The sequence below is a fragment of the Bacillus massiliigorillae genome, from assembly GCF_000380245.2.
Taxonomy (GTDB): Bacteria; Bacillota; Bacilli; order Bacillales; family DSM-1321; genus Bacillus_AD; species Bacillus_AD massiliigorillae.
The window spans coordinates 2,532,017-2,556,828 of sequence record NZ_HG428741.1 but is presented as its reverse complement, the minus strand read 5'-3'; the positions used below and the strand labels follow the sequence as shown (position 1 = coordinate 2,556,828).

Here is a 24,812-nt window from a genome sequence, read left to right as displayed (position 1 = left end):
TGGTTGTCTGAATAAGCATGGTTACAAGAAGGACAACTCTTAGCTGTTGTTTTGGAGAATGGGAGTGAGAACAATTCATGGTGTTTAGAGAAATGGACAAGGCAGAGTTAGAAGCTGCCTTGAAAACCAATGCGAAAAGGGGATTAGATGAAGAAGAAGTAGAAAGAAGATTGCAAGAATCCGGTTTGAATGAACTACAAGAAGGTGAGAAAAAGTCAGCGCTCTTAATGTTTTTTTCCCAATTTAAAGATTTTATGATTTTAGTATTATTAGCGGCTACGTTGATTTCTGGTTTGCTTGGTGAATATATTGATGCCATTGCTATTATTGCGATTGTTATTATTAATGCAGTGATGGGCTTTGTGCAAGAACATAAAGCAGAAAAGTCGCTAGATGCTTTAAAAGAAATGTCTGCTCCTCAAGTAAATGCTTTGCGTGAAGGTAATTGGACAAAAATCGCTTCAAAACAAGTAGTTGTAGGAGATGTTTTAAAGTTTAGTACGGGTGACCGCATTGGTGCTGATTTGCGAATTATAGACGCTAGCTCGTTAGAAATCGAAGAATCGGCATTAACTGGAGAATCCATTGCGGTAAATAAAACAGGATCATCGGTTTTTCATCATGTGAATAGCATTGGTGATGAAGAGAACATGGCATTCATGGGAACAATGGTGGCGCGTGGGAATGGTGTTGGTATTGTTACAGCGACTGGTATGAACACAGAAATGGGACAAATAGCAGACATGCTGCAATCAGCAAAAGCAATGATTACACCTTTACAACATAGATTAGAACAACTCGGGAAGATTTTAATTGTTGTTGCTATTTTGTTAACCATATTAGTGATTGGATTAGGGGTTTTCCAAGGAAATAATTTGTATACGATGGTGTTGGCTGGGGTATCGCTTGCTGTAGCGGCAATACCAGAGGGTCTTCCTGCGATTGTGACGGTTGCACTTTCTCTTGGTGTACAAAGAATGATTAAGCAGCGAGCCATCGTTCGTAAGCTACCAGCTGTTGAAACCTTAGGGTGTGCGTCTGTCATTTGCTCCGACAAAACAGGAACATTAACACAAAATAAAATGACAGTAACAACTGTTTGGGATAGCGGTCATACATGGCATATTGATGGGAAAGGTAATGAAGCGTCTGGCTCATTCTCAAAAAATGGTCAAGCAGTTAAGGAAATCAGTAAATCAATGCAACAATTACTTACTTTTGGATTGCTATGTAATACTTCAGAAGTGAGAGAAGTAGAAGGTCAATTGATTGTTGAAGGTAGCGCAACGGAAGGCGCTATGCAAGTTGCTGCTATGAAAGCAGGGATAACGAAGGCTCAACTTCTTCAACAGTTTTCAATTGAGAAGGAATATCCATTTGACTCGTCTAGAAAAATGATGAGTGTAATCGTAAAAGATGGTAATGGTCAATATTTTGTTGTTACAAAAGGTGCACCGGATGTTTTATTAGGTAAATGCAAATCGATTCTTTGGGATGAAAGAGCGATGACTATGGATAGCCGTAGTGTTGATTCCATACAAAATGCAATTGACGACTTAGCATCACAAGCACTTAGAACGATTGCAATTGGTTATAAAAAAGTAACTTCTTCGTCAGTAACTATGCATGAACGTGAAATTGAAAGAGATTTAACATTTATAGGTCTACAAGGAATTATCGATCCACCACGACCAGAGGTGAAGGATGCTGTAAGTGAGTGCCACAAAGCAGGTATTAAAACTATTATGATTACTGGTGACCATGTAGCAACAGCGAAGGCAATAGCAAAACAACTTGGTATTTTGCAAAAAGATGACATTGTAATAGAAGGTCGAGAATTAAACGACATGAGCTTGGAAGACTTAGAAGAGGTAGTGGAACATGTTGCTGTTTTTGCTCGCGTGTCTCCCGAACATAAGTTGAAAATTGTGAAGGCATTACAAAATAAAGGACATGTTGTCGCAATGACAGGAGACGGAGTTAATGATGCTCCAGCTATTAAAGCTGCAGACATTGGAGTTGCAATGGGCATTACAGGAACAGATGTATCAAAAGAAGCTTCGGCACTTGTTTTATTGGATGATAATTTTGCTACGATTAAATCGGCTATAAAAGAAGGTCGAAATATATATGAAAATATACGTAAATTCATTCGCTATCTGTTGGCATCCAATGTTGGTGAAATTTTAGTTATGTTGTTTGCGATGCTACTTGCATTGCCACTTCCATTAACGGCTATTCAAATTCTTTGGGTCAATTTAGTAACGGATGGTTTACCAGCCATGGCGTTAGGGTTAGACCAACCTGAAGATAATGTGATGAAACGTAAGCCTAGACATCCAAAAGAAGGTGTGTTTTCACGAGGTTTAGGTTGGAAAATTGTTTCACGAGGTTTTCTAATTGGAGGGGCGACATTACTTGCATTTATGACGGCGCTTCATAATAATCCTGGTAATTTGGCATATGCTCAAACCATTGCTTTTGTAACACTTGTTCTGGCACAATTAATTCATGTATTTGATTGTAGAAGTGAGAAGAATATTTTTGCTCGAAATCCGTTTGGGAATAAATATTTAGTTGGAGCTGTTCTTCTTTCATTATTAATGATTATTCCTGTTATATATATACCAGCTTTACAAGGGATTTTTGGAACAGTTGCTATTATTCCAAAAGATTGGCTCCTTGTTTTAGGAATGTCAGCTATACCAACTTTTTTACTGGCAGGGTCATTTTTCATAAGAAAAACGCAATAAACTGTGTTATAATCGTAAAGGTAGTAGAGTGTCCTCTATTACCTTTTTATTTTTTTATAAGCTATAAAGTACGATATTACCATCAATAGGATGAAGTCTAATACTTTAGGCGGACTTTTAATCTTGTATCTACAGCGCTCGTAACATAGCCCACAATGATGTGGTGGAATTGGAAGTGATTATCATGGTTGTAAGCATGACAGGATACGGTCGAGGAATTAGTGAAAGCGAGAATTTGCGAATACTTGTTGAAGTAAAAACAGTAAATCATCGCTTTTGTGAATATCATATAAGAATGCCTCGTCAGCTCCTTGTTTTAGAGGATAAGATTAAGAAGCAACTCGGGTCTTATATCAGAAGAGGACGTGCTGAAGTTTTTATCACTGTAGAAGGTGATGGACTCATACATAAAAAGCTTGTTGTCGACTGGTCTTTATTAGATCAATATATGAATAGTCTAGATATTATTTCAAATAAATATCAAATGCATCCTAATAATACACCTCATACTGTTTCTCAGTTAGAAGATGTTTTTATTATTCAAGAAGAACAAACGAATTCACCTGAAATCGAAGCGCATATTATGAGTGCGGTTAATCAAGCGGGTGAAGAACTGAAACGTATGAGAATGGCAGAAGGAACGCAATTGAAAATAGATATTCAGCAACACCTAGATAAGCTAAAAGAAACTGCTGAAAAGGTAAAGAGCTTGGCCCCAATCGTTACTCAAGCATATAGAGAGCGATTGCAACAAAGAATGACGGAATTTACTGCCGGTATGGTAGATGAAACAAGATTGTTAAATGAAGTTGCTATTTTTACAGATAAAGCCGATCTTAATGAAGAGATTATTAGATTAAATAGTCATCTTGCACAAGTATATGCATCATTGAATAGTAATGAGGCAATAGGAAGAAAATTAGATTTCCTTGTTCAAGAAATGAATCGAGAAGTTAATACAATCGGTTCCAAAGCAAATGATTCAAACATTGCCATCGAGGTTGTTGAAATGAAGAGTTTGCTTGAAAAAATGAAGGAACAAATTCAAAATATTGAATAATCATCGTTTATAGCATCTTAGAGAAGGTCAGACTAGTAATACGATAATTGGAGGGCAATTATGTCAATTAAGTTGATTAACATTGGCTTTGGAAATATCGTCTCGGCGAATCGTATTATTTCTATTGTAAGTCCAGAATCTGCTCCTATTAAAAGAATAATACAAGAAGCAAGAGACAAAGGTTCACTAATTGATGCTACGTATGGGAGAAGAACGAGAGCTGTTATCGTAACAGATAGTGACCATGTGATCTTGTCTGCAGTGCAGCCTGAAACAGTTGCTTCAAGGTTGCATGATAAAGATGATCAAGTCGAGGAAGGATAAGTGGGTAGAATGAAAGACAAAGGTTTGTTAATAGTATTATCAGGTCCTTCGGGCGTTGGTAAAGGGACTGTTCGAAAAGAGCTGTTTAAGCAAGAGGATCTTGCTTTTCAATATTCGATTAGTATGACAACGCGTAAACCTCGTGAAGGTGAAGTGGACGGAGTTGATTATTTCTTTAAATCCCGCGATGAGTTTGAAGAATTAATCAAACAAGGTAAGCTATTAGAATATGCTGAGTTTGTAGGGAATTACTACGGAACGCCAGTTGATTATGTTCGCCAAACAATTGCGGATGGCAAAGATGTATTTCTTGAAATTGAAGTGCAAGGAGCTCGTCAAATTCGTGAGAAATTCCCAGAAGCATTATTTATTTTCTTGGCACCACCAAGCTTGTCTGAATTAGAAAGCCGAATTATCGGTCGCGGAACGGAATCTGAAGATGTGATTGCAAACCGATTGAAGACAGCTAAAGAAGAAATTGAAATGATGGATTTATATGATTATGTAGTAGAAAACGACACAGTTGAGTCTGCTTGTGATAAAATAAAAGCCATCGTTGTTGCAGGTCACTGTAACAGAGAATATGTAGCAAAAAGATATTTAAAAATGTTGGAGGCTGAATAAAGATGTTATATCCTTCTATTGATTCACTATTAAATAAAATTGATTCCAAGTATTCACTTGTATCGGTTGCCGCTAAGCGTGCACGCCAAATGCAAGTTAACGAAGATCAACGTATTGCAAAACCTGTTTCATTCAAAAATGTTGGGAAAGCATTAGAAGAAATTAATGCTGGTATCCTAACGTATACACATGAAACACCTGAACATTCTCAAAACTAATAAGAAACCACAGGAACCTTGTCCTTTTTCGACAAGGTTTTCTGTTTTTCTTTACAGATGAAAAAAATTGTAGCATCCTTCATAATAGAAACAGTATGTAACGGGAGGAAAGTCGAATGTTAAAGAACAAGAAGATATTGTTATGTGTGACTGGAGGAATCGCTGTTTTTAAAGCGGCCGCCTTAACTAGCAAATTGACACAACAAGGAGCAGAAGTAAAAGTCATCATGAGTGACTCTGCAACAAAGTTTGTTACACCATTAACGTTTCAAGCGCTATCTCGTAACGAAGTTTATACGAGTACTTTCCAAGAAAATAACCCTAAGGTTGTAGCGCATATCGATTTAGCCGATTGGGCAGATGCTGTTGTAATTGCACCAGCAACTGCAAACATAATAGGGAAAATGGCGAATGGAATTGCAGACGATATGATTTCGACCATTTTATTAGCAACAACGGCTGATGTTCTTGTAGCACCAGCGATGAATGTACATATGTATGCGCACCCTGCTGTTCAGAAGAATATGGATACGCTAAGAAGTTATGGCTATTTGTTCATTGAGCCAGGTGAAGGCTATTTAGCATGCGGGTATACAGGTAAGGGAAGATTGGAAGAACCAGAAGTAATTGTGGAATATTTAAAACGTCATTTTGTTAATAAAATAAACAATCAAGATTTAGTTGGCAAAAAAATATTAATTACTGCTGGACCGACGAAAGAAAAAATCGATCCTGTTCGTTTCATTACGAATCGTTCAACAGGTAAAATGGGATATGCGATTGCTGAAACAGCTGCACAAATGGGTGCTGATGTTACGCTTGTATCAGGACCAGTTTCTATAGATGCTCCTAATAATGTGAAGGTTATTCATGTTCAGTCAGCTCGTGAAATGTATGAAGCGGTGATGAATCGATATGAGGAGCAAGATGTGGTTATTAAAACGGCAGCGGTTGCTGATTATCGTCCAAAGATTGTTCATGATAACAAAATGAAAAAGAAGTCTGGCGATTTAAACATCGAACTAGAAAGAACGAACGATATTTTGATGGAGCTAGGTCAAACTAAAAAGGACCAAATTCTTGTCGGGTTTGCTGCTGAAACAGATAATGTTGAACAGTACGCAAAAGCGAAACTAGAAAAGAAAAGAGCCGATATGATTGTCGCAAATAATGTTGCAGCTGAAGGAGCAGGCTTTGCTAGTGAAACGAACCAAGTATCAATGTACAAAAAAGACGGTACAGTGATTGATGTTCCAATGATGAGTAAGCATGATGTAGCGAAAAAAATTCTTGGAGAAATTGCAAGCTTGTTAAAGAAGGATTGATATAAATGGAAATAGCGTCTGTTATTGTGGATGTTCCTACTAGACAAACGGATAACGCATACGATTATTTAGTCCCAAGTGGGTTTGAAGGAATGGTTGTACCCGGTATTAGGGTCATTGTTCCTTTTGGCCCAAGGAAAGTCCAAGGATTTGTGGTTGGTCTAAAAAACAGTAGCGACGTGACCAAATTAAGAGAACTAGATTCTCTTTTTGATATAGAGCCTGTCTTAAATGAAGAATTATTGCAGCTTGGTGATTGGTTAACTACGGAAACATTATGTCTAAAAATAGCTGCTTATCAAGCGATGCTGCCAGCTGCCTTAAAGGCGAAATATAAGAAATTCCTGAAATTAAACACTAGTATTGACAAGATTGATTGGAATTTACAAAAATACTTTCGTCAAAATGTAATGGTTGATTTTGAAGCAGCGATGGAGCATTCTTTTGCCAAGCTTTTTAAGAAAGAGATAGATGTGGGTCACATTGAAGTTGTCTACGAAGTGAAAAACAAAGGCAATAAGAAAACGGAAAGAAGCGTTCGTCTGTTGCTTACCGAGGAAGAACTTCACCAAGCTAAACAGTCTTTAAATAAAAGTGCACGCAAACAAATTAAATTAATCGATTTCTTTCTTGAACATCGAGAGACTCAATCATTACAAAAGTTATTACAGGTGTCTGGTTGTGGTGAGAGTGTTGTAAAGGCGTTAGAGGAAAAAGGTATTGTTGAAATTATTCAAACGGAAGTATACCGAGATCCTTTAAAAGATCGTGAATTTACAGTAAGTAATCACCTTCCGCTAACAGAAGAACAAGCTGTTGTTTTTGAATCTGTAAAGAACAGTATGATGAATCATGAACATGAGGTGTTTTTACTTCATGGAGTAACAGGCAGTGGAAAAACAGAAGTTTATTTGCAAAGTATCGATGTGGCGTTGCACCAAGGAAAAGAAGCAATTATGCTCGTACCCGAAATCTCATTAACACCGCAAATGGTTAAACGATTTAAAGAACGCTTTGGAGATCGAGTTGCAGTCTTTCATAGTGGATTATCCATCGGAGAAAAATATGATGAATGGCGTAGAATATATCGTAAAGAAGTACAGGTTGTTGTAGGAGCTCGTTCAGCTATATTTTCTCCATTTCAAAATATCGGAATTATTATTATTGATGAAGAACATGAAGGAAGTTATAAACAAGAAGAAACGCCACGTTATCATACTCGAGATGTAGCCATTGAAAGAGGGAAATATCATCACTGTCCGATAATATTAGGAAGTGCAACTCCTACACTTGAATCATTTGCTCGGGCGAAAAAAGGTGTTTATACGTTACTTTCATTAAAAAAACGAGTAAACAGTCGACCGTTACCAACAGTAGAAATTGTTGATATGCGTGAAGAATTACGAAGTGGTAATCGCTCTGTTTTCTCCAAGCTTCTCTTAGAAAAGATTCAAGATCGTTTGGAGAAGAAGGAACAGATGATACTGCTCTTAAATAAAAGAGGTCACTCGTCTTTTGTCATGTGCCGAAGCTGTGGTGATGTGACACAATGTCCGAATTGTGAAATCTCACTTACATTTCATAAGTATAATAATATGTTGAAGTGCCATTATTGTGGCTATGAAGAGCGGATGGGTTCGAATTGTCGAGCGTGTGGAAGTGATGCGATTCGTTATTTTGGAACAGGAACGCAAAAGGTAGAGGAAGAGCTGCTAAAGTTGATGCCAGAAGCAAGAGTTATTCGTATGGATGTTGATACAACCAGTAGAAAAGGAAGTCATGAAAAGCTTTTACAGCATTTTCAATCAGGCAACGCTGATATTTTACTTGGAACACAAATGATTGCAAAAGGATTAGATTTTCCGAATGTCACGTTAGTTGGTGTTCTTTCTGCGGATACGATGCTTCATTTACCTGATTTCCGTTCATCTGAAAAAACCTTTCAACTACTAACCCAAGTAAGTGGACGTGCTGGAAGACATGAGTTACCAGGAGAAGTAGTAATTCAGTCATATACACCTGATCATTACTCCATTCTTTTAGCAGCACAACAACATTATGATACTTTTTTTACACATGAAATGGCGATTAGAAGACAGAATTTATATCCACCGTATTTCTATATTACACTTGTAACGGTATCACATGAAGATTTGATGAAAACCATCGCTACAACCGAGAAGATTACGAAATTTATTAAGAGTGGGCTGTCCCCACAAGCAATTGTGTTAGGTCCTGCAGCTTCCCCAATCCCACGTATTAATAATAGATACCGTTATCAATGTTTGATAAAATACAAGCGTGAACCACAATTGAATGAAAAGCTCAAAAAGGTTATTGAGCATTACCAACAAGAAATGGGACAAAAAGGGTTGCAAATTATTATAGATCAACACCCACAGATTATGATGTAGAAATGAGGAAGTAAATTGGCAATATTAAAAATTATTACACATCCAAATGCTATTTTGGAGAAAAAGTGTGAAGACGTGACTGTCTTTGATGATAAATTGGAAAAGCTGTTAGATGATATGTATGACACTATGGTAAAGGCAGATGGAGTTGGTCTTGCTGCACCACAAGTAGGTGTTGCAAAACGAATTGCCATCGTAGAGATTGATCCTGAAGAGGGTACTTTAGAAATGATTAATCCAGAAATTATTGAAAGAAAAGGTTCTGAAGTAGATGTTGAAGGTTGCTTAAGCTTTCCAGGAGTCTATGGAGAAGTAGAACGTGCATATACAGTTACAATTAGAGCTCAACAACGTGATGGACAAGAATATATTCTGCAAGCGGAAGATTTCCATGCTCGCGCTATTCAACATGAAATAGACCATTTGGACGGAATTTTGTTTACGTCAAAAGTAACTCGTTATATAGATGAAGAAGAATTTGAAGGGTATGAAGAAGAATGACAAAAATTATTTTTATGGGAACGCCAGATTTCTCTGTTCCAGTGCTACAAAGAGTATTGAAAGATGGCTATGAAGTAATGGCTGTTGTAACACAACCAGATCGACCAGTAGGAAGAAAGCGTATATTAACGCCGCCACCAGTTAAAGTTGAAGCTTTAAAGCATAATATTCCGGTATATCAACCAGAGAAAATTCGTAATCGTGAAGATTTAGATGAGATTTTAGCATTAAAACCTGATTTAATTATTACGGCAGCTTTTGGACAAATCTTACCGAAAGAGCTGTTAGATGCTCCTAAATTAGGCTGTATTAATGTACATGCTTCTCTTTTACCTGAATTAAGAGGTGGAGCGCCAATTCACTATTCTATATTAGAAGGTAAAAAAGAAACAGGTATTACAATTATGTATATGGCTGAGAAATTAGATGCCGGGGATATTTTGACGCAAGTAGTGGTGGAAATTGCTGAAGATGATAATGTTGGAACATTACATGATAAGTTAAGTGCTGCTGGTTGTGAGCTTCTTTCTGAAACGCTTCCGAAATTAATTGCTGGCGAATTAACGCCAATTCCTCAAGACGATAGTAAAGCGACATTTGCTTCAAATATTAAACGTGAGCAAGAAAAGATTGATTGGTCTGTTGATGGAGAAGAAATTTATAATAAAATTCGCGGCTTAAATCCATGGCCGGTTGCTTATACGTTACTTCAAGGTAAAGTATTAAAAGTATGGAGCTCTCAAAAAGTTGAAAATCACGTCCAAGCAGAGCCAGGAGAAATTATTGCAATCGAAGAAGACGGATTTATTGTGAAAACTGGCAATAATATAGCTATTAAAGTGACGGAATTACAACCTTCAGGTAAGAAGAAAATGTCTTCATTTGATTTCTTACGAGGTGCGGGTTCTCAACTGAAATCAGGAGAAAAATTAGGGGTCGAACATGAGTAAAAAAACAAAAAGCAAAAATGTGCGAGAGCTTGCGCTTGAATTAATACTATCTGTAGAGAAAAATCAATCGTACAGTAATTTAGCTTTAAATAGTGTGATGAAGAAAAATAACCTATCCCCTGCAGATGGTGGGTTATTAACCGAGATAACTTATGGTACCATTCAACGAAAATTAACATTAGATTATTTTTTAGAACCGTTTCTGAACAACAAAAATAAAATCGATGATTGGGTTATTATTTTATTGCGTTTATCACTATACCAAATGCATTATTTGGATAAAGTTCCGGATCATGCTGTTATTTTTGAAGCGGTAGAAATTGCGAAACGAAGAGGCCATAAAGGTATTTCGAGTATGGTAAATGGAGTTCTTCGCAGCATTCAACGTAAAGGTGTTCCTTCGCTTGATTTAATTAAAGATGAAGAAGAACGAGTTGCAATTGAAACAAGTCACCCATTATGGTTAGTGAAACGTTGGGCTTCTCAATATGGTTTAGACAAAACAAGAGAAATGTGTGCCTTTAATTTGTTACCTCCTCAACAAACAGCTAGAATAAATGCTATGAAAACAAATCGTGATGAAGTCATTAAGCAGTTAGAACAAGAGGGGTATGCGGTTGAAGCAAGTAAGGTTGTGCCAGATGCAATTATTTGCTTACGCGGCAATCTGGCTCATTCAAAAGCGTTTGAGGATGGACTATTAACTATTCAAGATGAAAGCTCTATGCTTGTTTCTTATGCTTTAGATGCGCATAATGATGATAAAGTTCTAGATTGCTGTGCTGCTCCAGGAGGAAAAACGACTTCTATTGCCGAAAAACTAACAAATGGAAATGTTGTAGCTTTAGACTTACATGAGCATAAAGTGAAGCTTATTAATCAACAAGCGACACGACTAGGACTAACAAATATTACAACTGTTGCTTTAGATGCAAGAAAAGCAACAGACACTTTTCAGCAAGACTATTTTGACAAAATACTAGTAGATGCACCTTGTTCAGGACTTGGTGTTATGAGAAGAAAGCCAGATGTGAAATATACAAAAAGTGAAGGTGATATTCATAGGTTAGCAATCATTCAAATGGATATTTTAAATACGGCTGCTTCTCTTTTAAAACCAGGTGGAACATTAGTGTATAGTACGTGTACGGTAGACAAAGACGAGAATGAAAAAGTAGTTCAGCATTTCCTGCAACAACATGCTGATTTTGTAGAAGACAATGATATGAAGAATAGACTTCCGGAAAGTGTACGCCCGTTTGTTTCTGGCAATAAACTACAACTGTTCCCGCAAGATGTTGAAAGTGATGGATTTTACATTGCTTGTTTTAGAAAGAGGGTTAATTCATGAAACAAAAAGAAAATACAACTGTAGAGGTTAAACCATCGATTTATTCTTTGCAGCCAGATCAACTAAAAGAATGGTTGAAGGATAATGGTGAGAAGCCATTCCGTTCGGATCAAATTTTACAATGGTTATATAAACAAAGAGTCAAAAGTTTTGAAGAAATGTCTAATCTATCTAAAGACTTACGTACGAAGTTAGATGAACATTTCACATTAACAACATTAACAACGCTTATTCAACAAACATCTGCTGATGGAACGATTAAGTTTTTATTTGAGCTACAAGATGGATATTCCATTGAAACAGTATTAATGAGACATGAATATGGTAATTCTGTTTGTGTAACAACGCAAGTGGGATGTCGTATTGGATGTACGTTCTGTGCGTCAACTCTTGGAGGGCTAAAACGTAATCTTGAAGCGGGTGAAATTGTTGCTCAAGTAGTGAAAGTTCAACAAGCATTAGATGAAATGGATGAGCGTGTAAGCTCTATTGTAATTATGGGAATTGGTGAGCCATTTGATAATTACGATAATATGATGTCATTCTTGAAAATCGTGAATCATGAGAAAGGTCTTCATATTGGAGCTCGTCATATCACGGTTTCAACAAGTGGAATTGTTCCGAAAATCTATAAATTTGCTGATGAAGAATTGCAAATTAACTTTGCCATTTCATTACATGCTCCTAATAATGAATTACGCGGTAAATTAATGCCGATTAACAGAGCGTATAATCTTCCGAAATTAATGGAAGCTGTAAAGTATTATACAGAAAAATCAGGTCGTCGTATTACGTTTGAATATGGTTTATTTGGCGGAGAGAACGATCAGGTGGAACATGCAATTGAGCTTGCCAACTTGATTAAGAACTTAAAATGTCATGTGAATTTAATTCCTGTAAACTATGTACCGGAACGAGATTATGTAAGAACACCTAAAGAACAAATTAAATTATTTGAACAAACGTTAAAAAATAAAGGTATTAATGTTACAGTTCGTAGAGAACAAGGTCATGATATTGATGCAGCTTGTGGACAACTTCGAGCGAAAGAGCGAAAAGAAGAGACGAGGTGAACAAAATGAAAGCTGTTTTTAGAACAGACCGTGGCAAAGTTAGACAGCATAATGAAGATAATGGTGGAATTTTTGAAACTGAAAATGGCTTTTTATGTATCGTAGCAGATGGCATGGGAGGACACCGTGCTGGAGATGTTGCTAGCAGTATGACTTTGTCGTATTTAAAGGATTCGTGGAGTCAAGCGGAAAAAATTACTACACCAGAAATGGCTGAAGCATGGTTAAAGGAAAATATTCAAAAAGCGAATAAAAATCTATATGACCATGCTGCTATGCATGAAAAGTGTAAAGGTATGGGAACAACGCTTGTTGCGGCTTTATGTACAGATCGGTTTTCGACTATCGCTAATATTGGGGATAGTCGCTGTTACATCAACAATGAAAGCGGCTTTAAACAACTCACTGAGGATCATTCGCTAGTCAACGAATTAGTTCGAACAGGGCAAATTAGTCGTGAAGATGCCATGCATCATCCACGAAAAAATGTGTTATTAAGGGCTCTTGGAACAGAACCAACAGTAGATATGGATGTTTTGACGATTGTATTTGAAGAGGGAGATTCTCTTTTATTATGTTCAGATGGCCTATCTAATAAAGTTAGTGAACAAGATATGCATGCTGTAATCGTGCAGAGTGAATCGATTGAAGACCAAGCTGAGCGCCTTATCTCAATGGCGAATGATAATGGTGGAGAAGATAATATTACGCTCGTGCTCTTGCAATATAATAGTGATGAAAGAGGCGGGTCATTATCATGTTAATTGGTAAGCGAATATACGGTCGCTATAAAATAGTCCGTATGATTGGCGGAGGAGGGATGGCAAACGTATATCTTGCTCAAGATATGATTCTTGAAAGAGAAGTTGCCGTTAAGATCCTTCGCATGGATTTTAATAATGATGAAGAGTTTATTAAACGATTCAATCGTGAAGCACAATCAGCAACTAGCCTTTATCATCCTAACATCGTTAGTATTTACGATGTAGGTGAAGAAGATGATATTTATTTCATCGTTATGGAATATGTAAAAGGATTAACCTTGAAGCAATATATTCAACAGCGTCAACAAATTCCGATTGAAAAAACATTGAATATAATGCAACAAATAACATCAGCTATTTCTCATGCGCATCAACATGGTATTATCCATCGGGATATTAAACCGCAGAATATTTTGATTGACGATGAAGAACATGTAAAAATCACGGATTTTGGAATTGCGACAGCATTAAGTGCAACAAGTATTACGCAAACAAATGCTGTACTAGGTTCTGTGCACTATTTATCGCCTGAACAAGCCCGTGGTGGTATGGCCAATAAGAAATCTGACATTTACTCTCTAGGGATTGTGATGTTTGAATTATTGACTGGTAGATTACCATTTTCAGGAGAATCGGCTGTTTCGATTGCGTTAAAACACTTACAATCCTCTACACCTTCACCGAAGAGATGGAACCCATCTATACCACAAAGTGTAGAAAATATTGTTTTAAAAGCAATGGCTAAAGATTCATTTCATCGCTATGAAAATGTTGAAGAAATGAAAGCAGATATCATGACGGCACTTCAACCAGATCGAATAAATGAAAAGCCTTTTGTGATACCTGAAGATATTGATGCAACAAAAGCAATACCGGTAATTACTAAAGATACAGTAATGCCAGAACGTGATGAAACGATTATTATAAATAGCGATACGCAGGAATATCAAGAGGACTATAGTGATATGGATGATGAGGATGATGAACAAGAAGAAGTGATCATTCACAAACATAAAGCTGCTAGTCCGAAAGTGAAAAAAGCGAAGCCTGCAAAAACTAAAACAAAAAAGGTTAAGGTGAAAGAAAAGAAACCTAAAGGTAGGTTTTTAAAAGGACTTTTATCTACAGTATTCATCTTAGCTCTAATTGGTGTAATCGCTTATTTTGCACTACCAAAGCTAATGGAACCTGCTGATGTTGAAATTCCTAATGTAGAGGGAAAAAGCGCTAATGATGCTACGGCCATTTTGTTAGAGAAAAACTTTAAAATAGGTGAAATACAAAAAGTTTATGATGAAGAAATTGAAGAAAATAAAGTAGTTAAAACGAGCCCAGAAGCGGGTAGGTTAGTGAAAGAAGGAAAAGAAATTGACATCTATGTGAGTAAAGGCAAGAAAACAACAAAGATGTTGAACGTTGTCGATCGTCACTTAGAGGATGCTATTTCTACTCTTGAAAACCTTGGGTTCAAAGTTGATTCTACAGAAGTGTATAGAGATGATGTTGAAGCAGGTGTTATTATTTCACAAGATCCTATCGCAGATTCGGATGTTATACCTTCTGAAACAACGGTTAATTTAACGGTAAGTAAAGGTGCGGCAAAAATTACTTTGAAAGACTTGGCGGAGTATAACGAAAGAAGCCTTGCTGATTATGAAAGAGAGTCGGGTCTTCGTATTGAAGTTTCTCGAAGAATTGAATCAGAAACTGTGGCTGAAGGGTTAGTAATCGATCAATGGCCTAAGCCGTATACGAAAGTAACTAAAGGAAGTAAGGTACAAGTATCGATTTCAAAAGGTAAGAAAGTAATACCACCAAAAGTAGTGACAAGAGAGCTTGAAATTCCTTATGAAGTGGACCCGTTGCAGCCGGACAAACAGCAACAAGTTATCATTTATATTGAAGATATGAATCATAGTATGACCGAACCTTATGATACATTTCCAATTACACAAGATACAACCAAAAAGATTCAATTAACTATTGCGTCTGATGGGAAGGCTGGTTATAAAATAATTAGAGACGACAAGGTTATTAAGGAAGAAGCAATACCATATCCTACGAACTAGCCATGTTCGTAAACAACAGATGTTTTTTGAGGATATACTCTCAGAAAACATCTTGTTGTGCGTATATGTAATAAGGCAGAAGAATAATTAGGAGTGAGTGCATGCCTGAAGGAACAATTATTAAAGCGTTGAGTGGTTTTTACTATGTTATTGATGAGGATAAAACGATACAATGTAGAGGCAGAGGCGTTTTTCGAAAGAAAAAAATATCTCCGTTAGTTGGAGATTCTGTAGTCTATCAATATGACAATGAGCAAGAAGGTTATATTTTAGAAATTAAAGAAAGGAAGAATGAGCTAGTAAGACCGCCAATTGCAAACGTTGATCGTGCGATATTGGTGTTTTCTGCTGTGGAACCTTCATTTAGTACACTTTTATTAGATCGATTTCTAGTATTAATCGAAGCGAATCATATTGAAGCGATGATTGTTATTAGTAAAATTGATTTAGTATCGGATGAAGAGAAAGAAAAGATTCTACAGTATCAGGAAGACTATAAAAAAATGGGCTACAATGTTATAACGACTTCGTCTATAACTGAGCAAGGTATGGATGCATTAAAACCGTATTTAAAGCATACTACAAGCGTTTTTGCTGGACAGTCAGGTGTTGGTAAGTCAACGCTACTAAATACGTTAAATCCCCAGCTAGAATTGAAAACAGACGACATCTCTACTCATTTAGGACGTGGAAAGCATACAACACGTCATGTTGAATTAATTCCTATTGAAGATGGATTGGTAGCGGATACACCAGGGTTTTCTTCTCTTGACTTTACTATTGAGGAAGGGGAGCTATCAGCTTGTTTCCCAGAAATTGATGAAATGAGTCAAGGATGTAAATTTAGAGGTTGTCTGCACAATCAAGAACCAAAATGCGCAGTGAAAGAAGCTGTTGCAAGCGGAGAAATTAAACAATATCGCTATGATCATTATATGGAATTTTTAGCCGAAATAAAAGACAGAAAGCCGAGGTACTAATTATGGTAAAAATTGCTCCTTCTATTTTATCAGCAGATTTTGCAAAGCTTGGAGAAGAGATTAAAGACGTTGAATTAGGCGGTGCAGATTACATTCATGTTGATGTAATGGATGGTCACTTTGTTCCGAATATTACGATTGGACCATTAATCGTCGAAGCTATTCGTCCAATCACAAAACTTCCTCTAGATGTTCATTTAATGATTGAGAATCCAGATTCATACATAGAAGCATTTGCAAATGCTGGTGCGGATTATATTACAGTTCATGTCGAAGCATGTAAGCATCTACACCGTACAATTTCCTTAATTAAATCTTTAGGTGTAAAAGCTGGGGTTGTATTAAATCCAGCAACACCTGTTAGTACGATTCAACATGTAATTAAAGATATCGATATGGTGTTACTGATGAGCGTTAACCCTGGATTTGGCGGACAATCTTTCATTCCTGAAGTACTGCCGAAAATCCGCAGTGTCAAGGAGATGGCAGATCAATTTAACCCAACGCTTGAAATTGAAATTGACGGCGGGGTAAATGCAGAGACAGCGAAGCTTTGTGTAGAAGCTGGAGCGAATGTTTTAGTAGCTGGTTCAGCAGTATACAACCAAGCGGATCGTAAGAAGGCTATTGAGGCAATAAGAGGTTTATAATAGGATTGATTAAATGAGCCGACAGCGTTTTTGTCGGCTTTTTTTAAAAGATAAACAAGTAAAAAATTGTGTGGTGTCTAACCTTACACCTGCCATGCTCGGTCGTAAGCCCTTCTGTTTTGAAAACCAGAATCGGGTTTTCAAGAACAGCTCGTTTAGCCTTGCGCATGGCTCCTTTTTGATTGGAAGTAAGACGAAGAAGTAAGCACATTCATCAAAAAGGACCGGTGACGACGGTTTTTCTTATTGTCAAGCTTCAGCGCCCAGCTCCTAGTGTGCTTCGCCATCCTCCCTACGATAAGTCAACATCGAATTGACTGCTGTCTTTTCGTGTTTCCTTTATCTTGGTTGGAGGGCTCCAGCACATACGGAGCTTAGCAGAGCGCTTGCGCTTTTCTTAATTCTTAGTATAGAAAGTAGGGTAGGGTATGAAAACAATTTATTTAATGGCAGGTGGCCCAATAGAGAATATTCCTGATATCTCACAATATGAACAACCAGACGTATGGGTTGGGATAGATAAAGGAATCAGTACTTTAGTATCACTAGGTGTAACGCCAAGTGTCGTATTTGGTGATTTTGATTCTATTGAACCAAAAGATTTACAATACATTACAGATTCACAATCGACAATTTTTCAATTTCCATCTGAGAAGGATGATACTGATTTAGCATTAGCCTTTGACTGGGCATTGAAACAACAGCCGGATTGTATAAAAGTTTTTGGAAATACAGGTGGGAGAATGGACCATTCAATGGGTGGCATTCAGCTTTTAGTGGAGGAGACTGCGTTAAAAAGCTCCACAAAAGTAACAATAGAAGACCGTTGGAATACAATGTTTGCGGTTATACCTGGTACATATACGATTGCTAATAATCAAAAGTTCAAATATATTTCCTTTTTTACTATTTCTCCTCAAGTGGAAGGTATAACTTTGACAGGTTTTAAATATCCATTGAATAATAGAGATTTACCTTTGGGTAGCACTCTTTGTGTCAGTAATGAACTAATTTCTGAAAGTGGTACTTTTTCATTTACGAGTGGCATATTATTGGTGATAAGAAGCAATGATAGTGGTGCTTAAAACGTAAGAACATCTTTATTTTTAAAATGAACTTATAAAACTTTGGCTTTGTTTTAGTGAGGAGGGAAACAATGAAGTTTTATACAATAAAATTACCGAGAATATTAGGTGGGTTAGTGCGTGCGATGTTAGGTGCATTTCGAAAGGGGTAAGCGAGAGCTTGCTACTAAAGTAGTACTCGTATGGAAATAGGCTTTAAATTCATATAAAAAAATAAGAGAGTGTTACAAAAGTTTTCTTTTGAACACCCTCTTATTTTTATGTATTTTAGATGAAAATTATCAATCCAAATACAAAGGCATCCAACATGTTGGATGCCTATACATTATACGCGTTCAACTTTACCAGATTTTAATGCGCGAGCTGAAACGTACACGCGTTTTGGTTTACCATCTACTAAAATACGAACTTTTTGAAGGTTTGCACCCCAAGTACGTTTGTTAGCGTTCATTGCGTGAGAACGAGTGTTCCCAGAAGTAGTCTTTCTTCCAGTGATTACACATTTACGTGCCATATATATTCCCTCCTAACTAAAGCGAGCTTAAGTATCAATAGTTCTTAAGTCAATTATCAAATACTTAAATAATGTATCATACATAAAATAGAAATGCAATAGTTCTAGACATATGCTTTCAAGAAAAAAACCTTGACATATTATTTATGTTGTTGCTTTATAATAAGACAGAGAAAAACTTTTAAAAATTTTATTGTTATAGTAAAATGTTTGTAGTCAAGCTGTATTTTCCAAAAGGGGGAATAACATATGTCCATTGAATTAAAAACAAATTACGGGCAAATTGATATATCTATCGATGTCATCGCTACAATAGCAGGAGGCGCTGCTGTTGATTGCTACGGAATCGTAGGCATGGCAAGTAAAAAGCAATTGAAAGATGGAATTGCAGAGATCTTAAGAAAAGAAAACTTCACAAAAGGTGTTATTGTTCGCCAAGAAGAAGATGCAGTACATATTGATATGTACATTATCGTAAGTTACGGTACTAAGATATCTGAGATTGCTCATAATGTTCAGTCAAAAGTGAAATATACCCTGGACAAAACGGTTGGACTTTCTGTCGATTCCGTGAATATTTATGTGCAGGGAGTTCGTGTGACGAACCCGTAATAAGGAGGAAACATTTGTGTCAATAACTAGTATAGATGGAAAGCGTTTTGCAGAAATGATCATCTTAGGTGCCCATCAACTATCTGCTAATGCCAAATTAGTAGATGCTTTAAACGTTTTTCCGGTTCCAGATGGTGACACTGGTACTAACATGAATTTATCTATGACTTCTGGAGCTAAAGAAGTAGAGAATAATATTCAAGAGCATATTGGAAAAGTTGGTTCGGCTCTTTCAAAAGGATTGCTAATGGGTGCTCGCGGTAATTCAGGTGTAATCCTGTCTCAATTATTCCGTGGCTTCTCAAAAAAAATTGAAGCTAATGCGACAATTAATAGCAGTGAATTTGCGGCTGCGTTTGATGCAGGCGTTGCTACTGCTTATAAAGCCGTTATGAAGCCGGTAGAAGGAACAATTCTTACTGTTGCTAAAGATGCAGCAAAAGCGGCTGTTCAATCTGCTGAAAAAAATACAGATATCGTGAAAGTAATGGAAGATATCGTGAAAGAAGCAAATGCGTCATTACAACGTACACCAAATTTATTACCTGTACTGAAAGAAGTTGGCGTAGTAGATAGTGGTGGACAAGGTTTAGTTTTCGTTTATGAAGGTTTTCTTGCTCAATTAAAAGGTGAGAAGCTTGGAGAAAGAATTACTTCATCTCAGCCTTCAATGGATCAGTTAGTAAGTGCTGAACACCATATGAACGTAAATGAACATATGAACGGTGAAGAAATTGAATTTGGTTACTGTACTGAATTTATGGTTCGTTTTGAAGACGATAAAGTCAAAAATCATCCTTTCGTAGAAGAAGAGTTCAGAAATACTTTAAGCGAGTACGGTGATTCACTTCTTGTAATCTCGGATGATGAAATTGTCAAAGTTCACATTCACTCTGAACAACCAGGTGAGTGTTTAAACTATGGTCAAAAGTTCGGTAGCTTAATTAAAATTAAAGTGGATAATATGCGTGAGCAGTTCTCAAGCGTATATGGAGATGACTCTGCTAAGCAACAGCAACCAGTGCTTTCGAAGAAAACAGAAGAGTACGGTATCGTAACAGTTGCTATGGGTTCAGGTATCTCAGATTTATTCAAAAGCATTGGAGCGAAAGCTGTCATTGAAGGTGGACAAACAATGAATCCGAGTACGGAGGATATTGTAAAAGCTATTCGTGAAGTAAATGCGAAAAATGTCATTATCTTACCTAATAATAAAAATATTATTATGGCTGCGCAGCAATCAGTGGATCTTGTCGACGAAAATGTAATTGTGATTCCATCCAAAACAGTTCCTCAAGGTATGGCTGCTCTATTAGCGTTTAACCCATCATTACAAGCTGAAGATAATGAATCAGCTATGACAGAAGCATTATCACATGTAAAAACAGGTCAAATTACATTTGCAGTTCGTGATACAAGCATTGATGGTCTTGAAATCGAAAATGGAGATTTTATGGGACTTTCTGAAGGTAAAATCACAAATAAAAGCAAAGACAAGCTAGAAGCGGCGAAAGAATTGTTGCAAAATATGATTGATGAAGATGCTGAAATTTTAACAATCATTTATGGTGAAGATGTGAATGAAGACGAAGTGGCACAATTAGTGGCATTCTGCGAAGAAAACTTTGAAGATGTTGAAGTTGAATTGCATGATGGTAAACAACCGTTGTACTCATTTATTTTTTCAGTTGAATAAATCTTGTTTCATGGCTCACATTAATAAATGTAGAAGATTTTATTTATGAAACAATGTTATGTTAAACAGGAATAGAAGATTCTTCTATTCCTGTTTTTAGTCTTTTAAAATATAGGAGACGCTACTATAATCAAAATGAATGAAATGACTTTGTTAATAGTAGAAAAGGTATTAATAATATTTGGTATTTAGTGAGGGAAGATAGTGAAATATAAAAGTGTCTTTGATATTATTGGGCCTATTATGATTGGTCCATCAAGTTCGCATACTGCAGGCGCTGCCCGTATTGGTAAAGTGGCAAGAAGTTTATTTAGAAAACAGCCGAAATGGGTCGAAATATATTTCTATGGTTCATTTGCCGAGACATATAAAGGGCATGGAACAGATGTTGCGATTATTGGTGGGATATTGGATTTTGATACGCATGATGAAAGAATCATTAATTCAATTGAGATTGCTGGTGATTTAGGTGTCGACGTTAGTTTCTCAGTAGAAGATGATGATACAGATCACCCGAATACAGTGAAAGTAAGAATGGGCGATGGTGATGATGAACTTGAGTTAGTAGGAATATCAATCGGTGGAGGGAAAATTGAAATCATTGAATTGAATGGTTTTAAATTGAAGCTTTCTGGTAATCATCCTGCTATTTTAGTGGAGCACCATGATAAATTTGGAGCAATTGCAAGTGTTTCAAATGTTCTCGCTCGTTACGAAATCAATATTGGGCACATGGAAGTTTCCCGTAAAGAAATGGGTAAGAAAGCTCTTATGACAATTGAAGTTGATCAAAATATAGATGATATCATTTTAGATAAATTAGAAATACTACCAAATATTATTTGTGTAACTAAAATTGTTGATTAATATTTGCGGAAGGAGGGGAGCATTTGTTTAGAAATGTTACCGAACTAGTCGAATTAGCAGAAAGTCAAAATAAAAAAATATCGGACATCATGATTGAGCAAGAAATGAAAGTAACAGGGCTTTCAAGAGAAGCAGTTATCTCTAAGATGGAGCAAAATCTTGATGTGATGGAGAGAGCTATTGAAAGAGGTTTAGCTGGCGTGCAATCACACTCAGGGCTAACGGGTGGAGATGCTGTCTTGTTACAATCTTATATAGAGAGTGGCAAAAGTCTTGCAGGTCCACTTTTGTTAGATGCGGTTAGTAAAGCTGTAGCTACAAATGAAGTGAATGCAGCAATGGGAACAGTTTGTGCTACGCCAACCGCAGGTTCAGCAGGGGTTGTGCCTGGAACACTGTTTGCGTTGAAGGAGAAGTTACAGCCGACGCGTGAGCAAATGGTGGCCTTCTTATTTACAGCGGGAGCATTTGGTCTTGTAGTAGCTAATAATGCCTCAATCTCTGGGGCTGCAGGTGGTTGTCAGGCTGAAGTGGGTTCTGCTTCTGGTATGGCAGCAGCAGCTATAGTTGAATTAGCTGGAGGTACGCCTTCTCAATGTGCTGAAGCAATGTCAATAACGTTAAAAAATATGTTAGGTTTAGTTTGTGATCCAGTTGCTGGTCTAGTGGAAGTTCCATGTGTGAAAAGGAATGCAATGGGTGCAGCTAATGCGGTTGTTGCTGCAGATATGGCTCTTGCGGGGATTTCGAGTAAAATACCTTGTGATGAAGTAATCGAAGCAATGTTCCGTATTGGTCAATCGATGCCTGTTGCCCTTCGAGAAACTGCAAAAGGAGGCTTAGCTGCTACCCGTACGGGAAAAGCATTAGAAGCATCTATTTACGGGTCGTCGCTAGATAAGAAAAAATGATGAAACAATCTCATTCTGTAGCTGAATTGAAAGGTGTTGGGCCGGAAACGTCGGAAGCGTTGAAAGAGATGGGGATTTTGACCGTTTCGGATTTACTAGAATATTTACCTTATCGCTACGAAGATTTTCGTCTGAAAGACCTTGAGGAAGCTGCCCAAGATGAGCGTGTTACAGTGGAAGGTGTCATTCATAGTACACCTTCCACTGTGTACTACGCTAAGAAAAAAACAAGGTTATCTTTTAAATTATTAGTAGATCGTTATTTAGTTACAGTTGTGTTTTTTAATCAGCCATATTTAAAGAAGAAATTTGAGCTTCATCAAACTGTCACGATAACGGGTAAGTGGGATCGAAATAGGCAAACTATTACGGCAAATGATTTTCAAATCGGACAAAATAAACAACAACAAACCTTTGAGCCAGTGTATTCGACTAAGGGAAGCGTAACGGTAAAAGGGTTACGTAAGTTTATTGGACTTGCCTTTTCTCAGTTTGAAAATGAAATCGTCGAAACTTTGCCAGAATATTTCATGCAAAAGTATAAGTTGTTAACTAGAAAGCAAGCGTTGCGTGCTATGCACTTCCCAATGGGAGAAAATGACCTTAAGCAAGCGCGTCGCCGAATAGCGTATGAAGAATTATTGCTTTTTCAACTAAAAATGCAAGCGTTGCGACGAATTCAAAGGCAGGGCTCTGCAGGGATTAGTCATACATATGACAATGATAGTTTAACGAATTATATGGAAAGTCTTCCGTTCCCTTTAACTTCTGCACAAAGTAGAGTAGTGCAGGAAATTCTTCAAGATATGAAGTCACCGCATCGAATGAATCGCTTATTGCAAGGTGATGTAGGGTCTGGGAAGACAGTTGTAGCCACTATTGCATTACTTGCGTCTGTGACGAGTGGTTACCAAGGGGCTTTAATGGTTCCGACAGAAATACTAGCGGAACAACATGCAGCCTCTATACAAGAGTTGTTGAAAGATACAGGTGTGAAAACAGCGTTATTTACGAGCTCTGTTAAAGGGAAAAAGCGTCGGGAACTTTTAGAAGCATTGAAAGCTGGCGAAATTGATATACTTATTGGTACACATGCATTAATTGGTGATGAGGTGTTTTTTAATCGCTTAGGCTTAGTAATTACAGATGAGCAGCATCGTTTTGGTGTTAAACAAAGACGTATATTGCGCGAAAAAGGGGAAAATCCAGATGTGCTGTTTATGACAGCTACCCCGATTCCGAGAACGCTAGCTATTACGGTGTTCGGGGAGATGGATGTTTCGATTATTGATGAAATGCCAGCGGGACGAAAGCAAATTGAAACGTATTGGGCGAAGCATAATATGTTAGATCGCGTATTAGGATTTATGGAGAAAGAACTTCAAAAAGGAAGACAAGCGTATGTGATTTGTCCACTTATTGAAGAATCTGAGAAGCTGGATTTGCAAAATGCGATTGAAGTGCATGATATGTTAGTGCAATATTTTGGGACGAGGTATCAAATTGGATTAATGCATGGTAAACTGCCTACTGTAGAAAAAGATGAAGTGATGAGGCAATTCAGTGATAATCAATCGCAAGTTCTTGTTTCTACCACGGTAGTTGAGGTTGGTGTCAATGTTCCGAATGCGACGTTTATGTTTATATATGATGCAGAGCGCTTCGGTTTATCTCAGTTACACCAATTACGAGGTCGAGTTGGTCGAGGAAGTGAACAATCATACTGTGTTTTAGTAAGTGATGCTAAATCGGAAAACGGTAAAGAACGTATGAGGATTATGACTGAGACGAATGATGGTTTTGTTCTTTCTGAAAAAGATTTAGAATTAAGAGGGCCTGGTGATTTCTTTGGTAGGAAACAGAGTGGTTTGCCGGAATTTAAGGTTGCGGATCTTGTTCATGACTATCGAATGTTAGAAGTAGCTAGAGATGATGCCTCGCAGCTTATAAACTCAAACGCATTCTGGGAAGAAGAGCATTACGCACAGTTACGTGCTTATTTAGATTCAACAGGTATTTTAGCGCAAGATAAATTAGATTAAGCTAGTGTCATTTGGTTTGTAATAATAAA

General features: G+C 37.1%; 23 protein-coding genes. 22 read left to right on the top strand and 1 reads right to left on the bottom strand.

Features of this window, described 5'->3' with window-relative positions; genetic code table 11:
* The first annotated feature begins 77 nt into the window (after positions 1-77).
* The 17 genes from TX86_RS11790 (at position 78) to spoVM (ending at position 18,293) form a co-directional block, all read left to right on the top strand.
* Positions 78-2,753 (top strand): cation-translocating P-type ATPase, encoded by a 2,676-nt coding sequence (locus TX86_RS11790; protein ID WP_042348985.1) that lies wholly within the window; start codon positions 78-80, stop codon positions 2,751-2,753.
* A gap of 184 nt (positions 2,754-2,937) precedes the next feature.
* Positions 2,938-3,813 (top strand): YicC/YloC family endoribonuclease, encoded by an 876-nt coding sequence (locus TX86_RS11785; RefSeq protein ID WP_042350435.1) that lies wholly within the window; start codon positions 2,938-2,940, stop codon positions 3,811-3,813.
* A 60-nt stretch (positions 3,814-3,873) separates the two neighbouring features.
* Positions 3,874-4,137, top strand: coding sequence for an extracellular matrix/biofilm regulator RemA (gene remA / locus TX86_RS11780; protein ID WP_042348984.1), 264 nt, complete (start codon positions 3,874-3,876; stop codon positions 4,135-4,137).
* A gap of 9 nt (positions 4,138-4,146) precedes the next feature.
* Entirely contained in the window at positions 4,147-4,761 is a 615-nt protein-coding gene (gmk, locus tag TX86_RS11775) for a guanylate kinase (protein WP_042350434.1), read from the top strand.
* Positions 4,762-4,763: 2 nt separating this feature from the next.
* Positions 4,764-4,979, top strand: coding sequence for a DNA-directed RNA polymerase subunit omega (gene rpoZ, locus TX86_RS11770; RefSeq protein WP_042348983.1), 216 nt, complete (start codon positions 4,764-4,766; stop codon positions 4,977-4,979).
* A 116-nt stretch (positions 4,980-5,095) separates the two neighbouring features.
* Positions 5,096-6,304 carry a bifunctional phosphopantothenoylcysteine decarboxylase/phosphopantothenate--cysteine ligase CoaBC gene (coaBC, locus tag TX86_RS11765; protein ID WP_042348981.1) on the top strand — a complete coding sequence of 403 codons (1,209 nt, stop codon included), beginning with the start codon at positions 5,096-5,098 and terminating at the stop codon, positions 6,302-6,304.
* A gap of 5 nt (positions 6,305-6,309) precedes the next feature.
* Positions 6,310-8,718 (top strand): primosomal protein N', encoded by a 2,409-nt coding sequence (priA, locus tag TX86_RS11760; protein WP_042348979.1) that lies wholly within the window; start codon positions 6,310-6,312, stop codon positions 8,716-8,718.
* Positions 8,719-8,733: 15 nt separating this feature from the next.
* Positions 8,734-9,219 carry a peptide deformylase gene (gene def, locus TX86_RS11755; RefSeq protein ID WP_042348977.1) on the top strand — a complete coding sequence of 162 codons (486 nt, stop codon included), beginning with the start codon at positions 8,734-8,736 and terminating at the stop codon, positions 9,217-9,219.
* Positions 9,216-10,169 carry a methionyl-tRNA formyltransferase gene (gene fmt, locus TX86_RS11750; RefSeq protein ID WP_042348976.1) on the top strand — a complete coding sequence of 318 codons (954 nt, stop codon included), beginning with the start codon at positions 9,216-9,218 and terminating at the stop codon, positions 10,167-10,169. The genes def and fmt overlap by 4 nt, the downstream gene beginning before the upstream one ends.
* Positions 10,162-11,520, top strand: a complete 1,359-nt coding sequence (rsmB, locus tag TX86_RS11745; protein ID WP_042348975.1) for a 16S rRNA (cytosine(967)-C(5))-methyltransferase RsmB — start codon at positions 10,162-10,164, stop codon at positions 11,518-11,520. Before fmt ends, rsmB begins: the two co-directional genes overlap by 8 nt.
* The gene (gene rlmN, locus TX86_RS11740; RefSeq protein WP_042348974.1) at positions 11,517-12,593 is read left to right on the top strand and encodes a dual-specificity RNA methyltransferase RlmN; all 1,077 of its coding nucleotides are present in this window, start codon (positions 11,517-11,519) and stop codon (positions 12,591-12,593) included. Before rsmB ends, rlmN begins: the two co-directional genes overlap by 4 nt.
* 5 nt (positions 12,594-12,598) lie before the next feature.
* Complete coding sequence (locus TX86_RS11735; RefSeq protein WP_042348973.1) at positions 12,599-13,357, top strand: Stp1/IreP family PP2C-type Ser/Thr phosphatase; 759 nt, start codon at positions 12,599-12,601, stop codon at positions 13,355-13,357.
* Entirely contained in the window at positions 13,351-15,426 is a 2,076-nt protein-coding gene (gene pknB / locus TX86_RS11730) for a Stk1 family PASTA domain-containing Ser/Thr kinase (protein WP_042348972.1), read from the top strand. Before TX86_RS11735 ends, pknB begins: the two co-directional genes overlap by 7 nt.
* Before the next feature lie 101 nt (positions 15,427-15,527).
* The gene (rsgA, locus tag TX86_RS11725; protein ID WP_042348971.1) at positions 15,528-16,406 is read left to right on the top strand and encodes a ribosome small subunit-dependent GTPase A; all 879 of its coding nucleotides are present in this window, start codon (positions 15,528-15,530) and stop codon (positions 16,404-16,406) included.
* Positions 16,407-16,408: 2 nt separating this feature from the next.
* Positions 16,409-17,056 (top strand): ribulose-phosphate 3-epimerase, encoded by a 648-nt coding sequence (gene rpe, locus TX86_RS11720; RefSeq protein WP_042348970.1) that lies wholly within the window; start codon positions 16,409-16,411, stop codon positions 17,054-17,056.
* 428 nt (positions 17,057-17,484) lie between these two features.
* Complete coding sequence (locus tag TX86_RS11715) at positions 17,485-18,141, top strand: thiamine diphosphokinase (RefSeq protein ID WP_042348969.1); 657 nt, start codon at positions 17,485-17,487, stop codon at positions 18,139-18,141.
* Positions 18,142-18,212: 71 nt separating this feature from the next.
* A complete protein-coding gene (gene spoVM / locus TX86_RS11710; RefSeq protein ID WP_042348968.1) occupies positions 18,213-18,293 on the top strand; it encodes a stage V sporulation protein SpoVM in 81 nt (26 codons plus the stop codon).
* 173 nt (positions 18,294-18,466) lie between these two features.
* On the opposite strand, the gene rpmB is transcribed toward spoVM, so the two are convergent.
* Positions 18,467-18,655 carry a 50S ribosomal protein L28 gene (gene rpmB, locus TX86_RS11705; protein ID WP_019242352.1) on the bottom strand — a complete coding sequence of 63 codons (189 nt, stop codon included), beginning with the start codon at positions 18,653-18,655 and terminating at the stop codon, positions 18,467-18,469.
* A 249-nt stretch (positions 18,656-18,904) separates the two neighbouring features.
* Here rpmB and TX86_RS11700 point away from each other — a divergent pair, with 249 nt between their 5' ends.
* The 5 genes from TX86_RS11700 (at position 18,905) to recG (ending at position 24,783) form a co-directional block, all read left to right on the top strand.
* Positions 18,905-19,267, top strand: coding sequence for an Asp23/Gls24 family envelope stress response protein (locus TX86_RS11700; protein WP_042348967.1), 363 nt, complete (start codon positions 18,905-18,907; stop codon positions 19,265-19,267).
* A gap of 16 nt (positions 19,268-19,283) precedes the next feature.
* Positions 19,284-20,963 carry a DAK2 domain-containing protein gene (locus TX86_RS11695; RefSeq protein ID WP_042348966.1) on the top strand — a complete coding sequence of 560 codons (1,680 nt, stop codon included), beginning with the start codon at positions 19,284-19,286 and terminating at the stop codon, positions 20,961-20,963.
* Positions 20,964-21,167: 204 nt separating this feature from the next.
* Positions 21,168-21,830 (top strand): L-serine ammonia-lyase, iron-sulfur-dependent subunit beta, encoded by a 663-nt coding sequence (sdaAB, locus tag TX86_RS11690; RefSeq protein WP_042348965.1) that lies wholly within the window; start codon positions 21,168-21,170, stop codon positions 21,828-21,830.
* A 23-nt stretch (positions 21,831-21,853) separates the two neighbouring features.
* The gene (gene sdaAA, locus TX86_RS11685; protein WP_042348964.1) at positions 21,854-22,741 is read left to right on the top strand and encodes an L-serine ammonia-lyase, iron-sulfur-dependent, subunit alpha; all 888 of its coding nucleotides are present in this window, start codon (positions 21,854-21,856) and stop codon (positions 22,739-22,741) included.
* Entirely contained in the window at positions 22,738-24,783 is a 2,046-nt protein-coding gene (recG, locus tag TX86_RS11680) for an ATP-dependent DNA helicase RecG (protein ID WP_042348963.1), read from the top strand. Before sdaAA ends, recG begins: the two co-directional genes overlap by 4 nt.
* Positions 24,784-24,812 lie beyond the last annotated feature (29 nt).